Here is an 8,679-nt window from a genome sequence, read left to right on the forward strand (position 1 = left end):
CACCCCACCGGCCCCATCACCCCTGGAGGAACCCGTGCCCGACCCGATCCTGACCGTGTTCACCAAGCCCTGGACGGGCCCGCTGCCGGAGCTGGCCGACACGGTGGCCGGCCTCGGCCTGCAGGGGGTGGAGTTGCCGGTGCGCCCCGGCTACCAGGTGACGCCGGAGACGGCAGTGGCCGGCCTGCCCGCCGCCGCCCGCACCCTGGCGGCGCGCGGCCTGTCGATCCGCAGCATCGCCGGCCCGGTCGACGAGGCCACGGTCGCCGCCTGCGGCGAGGCCGGGGTGCCGATGATCCGCATCTGCATCGCGGTCGACCCGGCGGAGGGTTTTCGGGCCACGGTCGACGGCTGGCGCCGCCGCTTCGACGCGCTGCTGCCGGCGCTGGAGCGGCACGGCGTGGCGATCGGCATCCAGAACCATTCCGGCGCCCAGATCGGCAGCGCCGCGGGCGTGCTGTACCTGATCGAGCGCACCGACCCGAAGCATGTCTGCGCCGTGCTCGACATGGCGCATTGCGGCGTGGCGGGCGAGCCGGTGGAGCTGGCGGTCGACATCCTGTCGGACCGGCTGCGCCTGGTGAACTTCAAGAGCGCCTATCAGCGCCGGCTGACGGCGCCGGAGGAGGATGCGGTCTACAAGGTGCACTGGACCACGCACCAGCACGCCGCCTATTCCTGGCGCGGCTTCGTCCAGGCCCTGCGGAAGGTGGGCTATGACGGCGCGTATTGCCTGCCGGCGGAGTACAGCCACCCGAGCGGCCAGGGCCAGCGCATGGGCGACGAGGTGCTGCCGTTCCTGAAGGCGGATGTGGCGTATTTGAAGGGGCTGTTGGGGGAGGTGGGTTAGCGAGCAAAAAATTTGCACACCCGATTCCGACGCGCGCTACCAAGCCGCTCGCCAAGCTGCAGAGCCGTCCTCACATGCTTCCCGCAAAGCCTACTGAATTCAACTTCGCCTATTCGCCGCTGGTGATTAATCGGCTATCGTAAGGAACATGGTGAATACGATGGACGCCTCTTTGTTTGGACAATGACCTTGTATTTCTCAGCCCTCAAAACCGCGATTCAGCATCTCGACGAGAAGCGCTTCTACGATGTTGCGCTTATGTACCTCGAACAACGAGGCTATCAAGATATACGTATTGTCGATGGCTCGGGCGATGGCGGCCGTGATGTGATGTGCTCCCGCACAGATTTGCGCATCCAGCTTAGCGTCCGAAAGGATTGGGAAACAAAAATAAATGATGAAGCGTCCAGAACGCTTCATGAAGGCAAACGAAGCCTCATATTTGTCACCAATCGACAGATAAGCCCAGATTCGGAACAAAGTTTTCTTGAAAAGAAGTATAGTAAAAATGGACTCGTTGAATTATTGATCATCGATTTGCGTCGAATTTCGACTGCACTTTCCCGCCCGGGCGTTATCAAGCGATCCTACGAGATGCTTGGCATGGCGGTGCCGAGCGAGCTTCATGCCGCACCAAAAGACATCGCCATCAGCACGGTTGTCCTGTTTTCACAAGAGGCCCGCGAGCTTCGCGATGAAGTCATCGAAGCCAATCTGCGGGCACAACTTTTGAGACACCCAAGCGCTTCAGACGTAGATCTTATTCGATGGGTTGCAGCATCAATTCCGGGCGAGAATGTCGATCGCGCAGCTAGATCCGCGTTGTCGCGCCTCCAGTCCGAGGGACGCGTGCAGAAAGAACCAAGCGGATTCCAGCTAAGCGCTGCGGAACTGCTTGTGATGCAAGCAGCAGAAGCCGAGTTTCTTGCAGCTCGCAAAGCCGATGTGGCGGCGCTGGTAGAGGTAACGGGACTGCAGGACAAAGATGCTGAGAAGCTACTAGATATAGCTCTGGAGCTGCTCGTCCGGAATCGTGACCTCGACGGTCACGGCCCTTTAGAGGCATCTCTGAGTGATTTCCTCGGCACACACGGACTGAGCCGCAAACGAGCCAAAGTCTTTGAGTCATTGGCAATGACAAGCTGTGCCCGCCTGAGACAGTACGGCGCAACAGTCGATAGAGTATTCTCAACAAATACCTTTGATATATATCGGGCTCTAGGACGTCGAACACAGATTTCGATGGTTTTAGATGCAAGTGTCGCGATGCCTGTTTTATTTGGACTAGCGTTTGGCAACGCAAAATCGCGTTATGGCTTAGCAGCTGCTGCCCTAAAGCAAGCATGTGATACACATAACATTCAAATAGTTCTTCCTCGCGTTTATCTCAATGAGATGGCGTCTCATGGCTTAAAAGCTCTGGAATGGCTAGAAATTTATGATGCCTTGCCGTCTGAAGCGCGCGCACCACTTCGCTCTTCGGAAAATGCATACATTAGTCACTACACTCATATTTCCGAAACTTTAGTAAGGCAAGGAGACAATTTAAGTTTATCAGGATTTCTTAGACATTTTGGCATATCAAAAGGGAAAAATTTAAATTCCATAGAAAACAGAATTCAAACTTTAGTTGAAAATTACAATATCTCTATTGTGGATTGGAGAAACTATAATGAAGATATATTTCTTCGAATTAAAAATGAGAAGAAATTTCAACCTAAGATTCTCGTGAAACACGACTCGATTGTTGCAACTATGCTGAAGGAAGAAGATAAAAAGGGCTTCGTGCTTGCTACGTGGGATGGTGTGATGATCGATTTGGTAGAGGAACTCGCACGAATCTACGCTGACACGCCCGCCCGGGTAATCGACTTCCTATCTATGGCGACTGCCACGGATTTTGAATCCGAGCAAAGCTATGAGCTTATGACCACTCTACTACATATCGATGAACGCTCGGCCGCCCCACTGGCACAGCTGATTGAGAAAATTAGCTCTGTCGAGCAAGCCTACAAACTTGATACATTCATTCGAGAAGCACGAGATCGAAATGGTGCGACATGGACGTTGAGCCCGGCAGACGTCGAACCTTTCATTGATAAGGCGGAACAGATAACTGATCAAAACAATGATGATGGTGATTAAGGTTAAGGTGGCGGCGCACAAATTTCTTAGATCGGTTCGAACGCCAGAGTGCCTCTTGTTGGCAAAGTAACAGCAGATCCTTAGGAGCGTACCGTCAACGAATTGCCGGACGGCTCGGCCCGCCCGTCTGATGCATCGTCGCCCCCCCTCCGCCTCCCCCAAGAAACCCACCGCATCCCCCCCATATGGATGATGCGGAGCCGTCCTCCGCCTGCCACCCTTTCCGGGTGAGCCCGACGGCTCTCTCCCCGTCCCCGGGGGTCCGCGCGCAGGCATAACGATGAATTCACACCCCGGCTGAGACAGTGAGCCATCGGCATTTCCCACCACCGCCCCGTTTCCAGGGCGTTCGCGGCACGGCCCCATAGCGGCGGCCGGGCCGGCAGGAACCGCACGCCATGCCCCTTCAGGTCGTCAACACGGCGCAGATCGCCTGCAGCTTCGGCACCACCCCCTCGGTGCTGACGGTGCTGCCGGTCAACCGGGTCAATGCCGGCCACCAGCCCGCCGCCACCATCATGGACCACCAGCCGATGGTCAACATCGCCCCCTTCGGGATGTGCCTGAGCCCGGCCAACCCGCAGGTGATCGCCGCCACCGCCGCGGCGCTGGGCGTGTTCACGCCCCAGCCCTGCATTCCGATGACGCTGGCCCCCTGGGCGCCGGGCGCGGTGACGGTGCCGATCGCCGGCCAGCCGGCGCTGGACAATGTCTCGACCTGCACCTGCCTGTGGGCCGGCATCGTCTCGGTCGTGGCGCCCGGGCAGCCGGCCGACTTCATCCCGTGAGCACGGTCATGGATGTGGCGGCGGGGGCGGATGACAGCCAGGAGGAGAGCCCGCAGAAGGACGCGCTGATCCAGCTCGACATCGGCAATGAGCGGCAGGATGTGCTGCTGGTGACCGGGATCATCGGGCAGGAGGCGATCTCCCGCCCCTTCCTCTACACCCTGTCGATGGTGTCGAAGGCGTTCGACATCACCCCCGACCGGATGCTGGGCCGCACGGCGGGCTTCCGCATCCGCTACCACGCCTGGAACACCGACGAGGACACGCCCAGCTATCGCGGCTTCAGCGGCTTCATCAGCTCCTTCTCCGCCGGCGAGCTGGTGCCGACGCGGCCGGAATACCGCACCTATTCCATGCGGGTCGCGCCCGGGCTGGCGCTGCTGGACCAGGGCACCAACTGCCGCATCTTCCAGGACAAGGACGTCCTGCAGATCATCGACGCGATCCTGAAGGACGCCAACCAGGACCGGTTCCGCGGCCGCTTCACCCTGAACTACAGCATCCGAATCCGCTCCAGCGACAAGTTCCCGCCGCTGCAATACTGCGTCCAGTACAACGAGACCGATTTCAACTTCATCTCCCGGCTGATGGAGCAGCACGGGCTGCACTATTTCTTCCAGCAGACCGATGCGTCCCACAAGCTGGTCATCGTCGACGGCCCGCCCTACGATGTGAACGAGGTCTCGCCGCTGTCCTTCGTCTCCTCCAAGGATGCGCGCGGCCAGCTGCATGGCTGGACCCACGGCTTCGACCCGCAGCTGAGCCGCTGGGTCTATCGCGACCGCGAGTACCGGCGCAGCCCGCCGCTGTCCGAGGAGGGGCAGGACACCGTCATCCCCGAGGCGGTCACCGCCCTGGACGGCGAGCATTACGAATATCCCGGCGGCTTCGCGACGCTGACCGTGCCCGGCCAGACCACCGGCTACGCCAAGGGCCTGGTGCGCAACCGGATCGAGGAGGACGAGACCCGATACGAGAGCTTCTCCGGCGCCTCGTTCAACGTGCCCTTCGCCGCCGGCACGCGCATCCGCATCATCAAGGTGGCCGAGCAGAAGGACGAGATGCGCATCCCGGTCGAGGAGGAGAAGGAGTACCTGCTGACCTCCGTCTCCTTCACCGCGACCGAGGGCGCCTACACCCAGGAAAAGGCGCTGGAGATCCTGCTGCGGATCCTGAAGGACGCGGCCAAGGATGGCGGGCTGGCCGGCCTGGGGCCGCTGACCGACGCCGCCAAGGCCAACCTGCCGGACGTGAACAAGACCATCAACGAGCTGCCGCGGCTGGGCAGCCTGGTCGGCGCCTTCTTCGGCGGCTTCGCGGGCAAGGCGGCGTCGATGCTGCTGGACGTGCTGCCGGAGGGCCTGCTGCAGGCGCTGTCGCATGTGCCGATCATCGGGCCGTGGATCAAGCCGCCGGTGAAGCATCCCTACAGCAACACCTTCACCGCGTCGCCGATCCTGCCCGGCCGGCAGTACCGCTCGCCCAGCATCAGCCGCAAGCCGCGGGTGCCGGGGCCGCAGACCGCGACCGTGTTCGGCGATGCCGATGACGAGGATGTGGCGACCGACGAGCTGGGGCGGGTGCGGGTGAAGTTCGACTGGGACCGCACCGCGCCCGGCGGGCCGCGGCCGGAGACCAATTCCTGCTTCCTGCGCGTGGCCCAGCCCTGGGCCGGGCCGAAATGGGGCATGCAGTTCCTGCCGCGCATCGGCGAGGAGGTGGTGGTCGACTTCATCGACGGCGACCCCGACCGGCCGCTGATCACCGGCCGGGTGTACAATGCCGAGCAGGAGCCGCCCTTCGACCTGCCGAAATACCGGCTGCGCAGCGGCATCAAGACCCGGTCGGTGCCGCTGCAGGAGGAGGAGCGGGCGCGCTTCCACCTGCAGCGCTTCGACGACACGCGCGGGCACGAGCAGCTGCTGCTGCGCAGCCAGGGGCGCACCGACGTCACCTCCTTCGGCACCTATTACGAGACGGTGCATGCCGACCGGCACGCGCTGATCGGCGGCAAGGACCCGAAGACCGGCAAGTCCGGCGGGTCGCTGGTCACGACCGTGGGCGGCGAATCCGACCTGCATGTGATGAAGGACCGCTACGAGGCGGTCGATGCCGGCTACCAGCTCAGCGTCAAGGCCGACACGGTGTTCGGCCTGCAGGGGAACTGGAACACGGTCGTCGACGGCGCGGCGACGCTGAACGCGACGTCGGTGGTGGTCGAGGCGTCGATGAAGATCACGCTGAAGGTCGGCAACAGCTTCGTCGTGGTCGACCCGGCCGGCGTGTTCATCAGCGGGCCGATGGTGCAGATCAATTCCGGCGGGTCGCCGGGCAGCACCTCGGACGCCGACCTGACCGACCCGCTGGACGCCGCCATGGCCGATCCGGGCGACCCGGAGGACTGGATCGAGAAGCACCCGCCGTGGAGGGGCGGCGGCGGGCGCAGGCACCACACGGCCAAGGCGCATCACGGGCTGGCGGTCACCGCCAATGCCGACGGCACGCTGCAGGTCGGGCCCGGCATCAAGGTCGCGGGTGACGCCGCCTATCAGGACACGGTGGTGCAGCAGCTGGCCCTGATGAACGAGACCCCGACGGGCCGGGCGATGCTGACCGACTACAACGGCACCGGCCGGACGATGACGATCCGGCCGCAGACGCCGCCGCCCAACCCGCCGAACGCGTTCGCCAAACCGACCAACGGCACCAACGCCTCCAACGGCACGGGCTCGGATTCGAATGTCGACTATAATCCGGAGCAATGGCCGAATCCGGTGAACGCGCCCAACGCCCCCGGCGACGTCATCCTGTTCCACGAGATGACGCACGCCCAGCACAACGCCCACGGCACGCAGGACATGACGCCGCGGGCCGACAATTTCGACAACAATGAAGAGTTCAACACGATCGGGCCCGAGAACCAGTATCGCGACGAGCGCGGCATCCCGCGCCGCGCCGATCACCACAGCCTGTAGTGCCGGAGACGGAGAGCATGACGGTCGAGATCGAGGATGCCGGGGGCGAGGTGACGCTGGACTGCCAGCCGACACGGGACGGCGACGAGCTGGTGTTCGCCTACACCCTCACCAACACCGGCGGCGGCGACATCTATGTCCTGGACGCGCTGCCGGAGATGGACCCGGAGACCGGCCAGGCGCGCGTCAATCTCGACAGCGCCGTGATCACCCGCGGCGAGGATGACTTCGCCCATATCCTGCGGGGCATCGCGCCCCTGCCGAAGGACCGCACCGTGTCGGTCCGCATCATCCCGCTGGCGACGAAGCTGCCGGCGGGCGCCACGCTGGAGCGGCGCCTGACGGTCGACATCCCGCTGCACGAGACCGGGCCCTACCACCCCGACCTGCCGATCGGCAAATACCGCCAGCGCGACATCCGCGGCGTCATCCTGACGGCGCAGTACCTGGCGGCCTCGGCCGAGGGGTTCGGCGCCACGCCGGTCGACTTCGCACCCGGGCTGTTCCGCGTCTTCGCCAGGAACACGGTCGGCGAGGCCGCCTCCGTCTCCTGCCGCTTCTCCACCCGCGGCCTGTCCATCCTGGTCCGCACGGATGATTTTCCGCGGCCCTGAGACCTCCGTCCCAGGACCGGCAACGCCCCTCGGGAGCCGCGCCAAGGTAATTTGACAGCCCCCAGACCCTGCGCTACGGTTGTTTGTGTACAAACAATAACCGCCGGGGAGCGTTTCATGTCCATCCTGTTGAATCGGCGCCGCTTCGGCGCCTTGCTCGGGGCCGGTGCGCTGGCCGGGGCCATGCCGCTGCGCCGGGCGCGGGCGGCCGAGACCATCTACGTCCTCAACTGGCAGGGCTACGGCACCGACGAGGCCTGGGCCCTGAAGGCCTTCACCGAGAAGACCGGCATCGAGGTCAAGCACGACTACTTCAACTCCGAAGAGGAGATGCTGACCAAGCTGCGCACCAACCCCGGCACCTATGACGTGGTGCTGATCAACAGCGCCCGCACCCTGCAGGCCCAGGCCGAGGACCTGCTGGAGCCGATCGACCTGGCCAAGGTGGCGAACGCCGCCGATTTGTCGCCGGCGCTGCGCGACCACGCCAATTTCCACAAGGACGGCAAGGCCTACGGCGTGTCCTGGCTGTGGGGCATCAACGCGCTGGGCCTGCGCCGCGACAAGGTGAAGTCCGACACCCTCACCGTGCTGGCCGACCCGGCCTATGCCGGCCGCATCGCCCTGTTCGACGACGCCGTCACCGCGATCGGCATCGGCGCCCTGCTGACCGGGCAGGACATCAACGCCCCCAAGGACATGGCCGCCGTCGCCGCCAAGCTGAAGGAGCTGAAGCCCGGCGTGAAGCTCTTGTGGTCCAGCGAGGACCAGTGGAACAAGGCCTTCGCCGCCGGCGAGTTCGACGTGTCGATCTACTGGTCGGGCGCGGCGGTGCGGTCGCAGCGCAACTTCAAGCTGGCGGTCGACTTCGTGGTGCCGAAGGAAGGCGGCATCGGCTGGATCGATGGGCTGTCGGTGCCGGCCACCAGCACCCGCAAGGAGTCGGCGCTGGCCTTCATCAACTACATGATCGACCCCGGCTTCTACGACTATTGGGCCACCAATATCGGCGCCCCGGCCTCGGCCAACGCCAAGGCCATGGCGGCGCTGCCGGCCGACGACCTGAACAAGCAGATCCACAAGGCCGAGTACCTGTCCCAGCTGCAGTTCATGTCGCCGCTGAGCGACGACCAACGGACGGCGTTCTCGGATCTGTGGCAGGAGACGAAGGCGTTCTACGCGGGATAGCTCCGGGCCGGTGCGGCCTGCCCAAGTGAGTCCCCCCTCCCCCTGCGGGAGGGGGTTGGGGGAGGGGGTTCGAGCCGCTGGAGCCATCGGCCGAGTTGGGCCGGTCCCCACCATCGACA

6 protein-coding genes are annotated in these 8,679 nt (G+C 63.6%); all 6 read left to right on the plus strand.

Going from position 1 to position 8,679, the window contains the following annotated elements:
- Positions 1-34: 34 nt before the first annotated feature.
- The 6 genes from BWR60_RS35435 (at position 35) to BWR60_RS35460 (ending at position 8,560) form a co-directional block, all read left to right on the plus strand.
- A complete protein-coding gene (locus tag BWR60_RS35435; RefSeq protein WP_179222080.1) occupies positions 35-850 on the plus strand; it encodes a sugar phosphate isomerase/epimerase family protein in 816 nt (271 codons plus the stop codon).
- Between the two features lie 189 nt (positions 851-1,039).
- Positions 1,040-2,995, plus strand: coding sequence for a restriction endonuclease (locus BWR60_RS35440; RefSeq protein WP_218823837.1), 1,956 nt, complete (start codon positions 1,040-1,042; stop codon positions 2,993-2,995).
- A gap of 398 nt (positions 2,996-3,393) precedes the next feature.
- Positions 3,394-3,783, plus strand: coding sequence for a DUF4280 domain-containing protein (locus tag BWR60_RS35445; protein ID WP_088157967.1), 390 nt, complete (start codon positions 3,394-3,396; stop codon positions 3,781-3,783).
- Positions 3,780-6,758: a type VI secretion system tip protein TssI/VgrG gene (tssI, locus tag BWR60_RS35450; protein ID WP_144445878.1), complete on the plus strand. Its 2,979-nt coding sequence runs from the start codon at positions 3,780-3,782 to the stop codon at positions 6,756-6,758. Before BWR60_RS35445 ends, tssI begins: the two co-directional genes overlap by 4 nt.
- 17 nt (positions 6,759-6,775) lie before the next feature.
- On the plus strand, positions 6,776-7,372 hold the full coding sequence (locus BWR60_RS35455) for a hypothetical protein (protein WP_088157971.1): 597 nt from the start codon (positions 6,776-6,778) through the stop codon (positions 7,370-7,372).
- 117 nt (positions 7,373-7,489) lie between these two features.
- The gene (locus tag BWR60_RS35460) at positions 7,490-8,560 is read left to right on the plus strand and encodes an ABC transporter substrate-binding protein (protein WP_088157973.1); all 1,071 of its coding nucleotides are present in this window, start codon (positions 7,490-7,492) and stop codon (positions 8,558-8,560) included.
- Positions 8,561-8,679: the final 119 nt, after the last annotated feature.

It is taken from the genome of Inquilinus limosus, from assembly GCF_002195995.1.
GTDB lineage: Bacteria > Pseudomonadota > Alphaproteobacteria > DSM-16000 > Inquilinaceae > Inquilinus > Inquilinus limosus_C.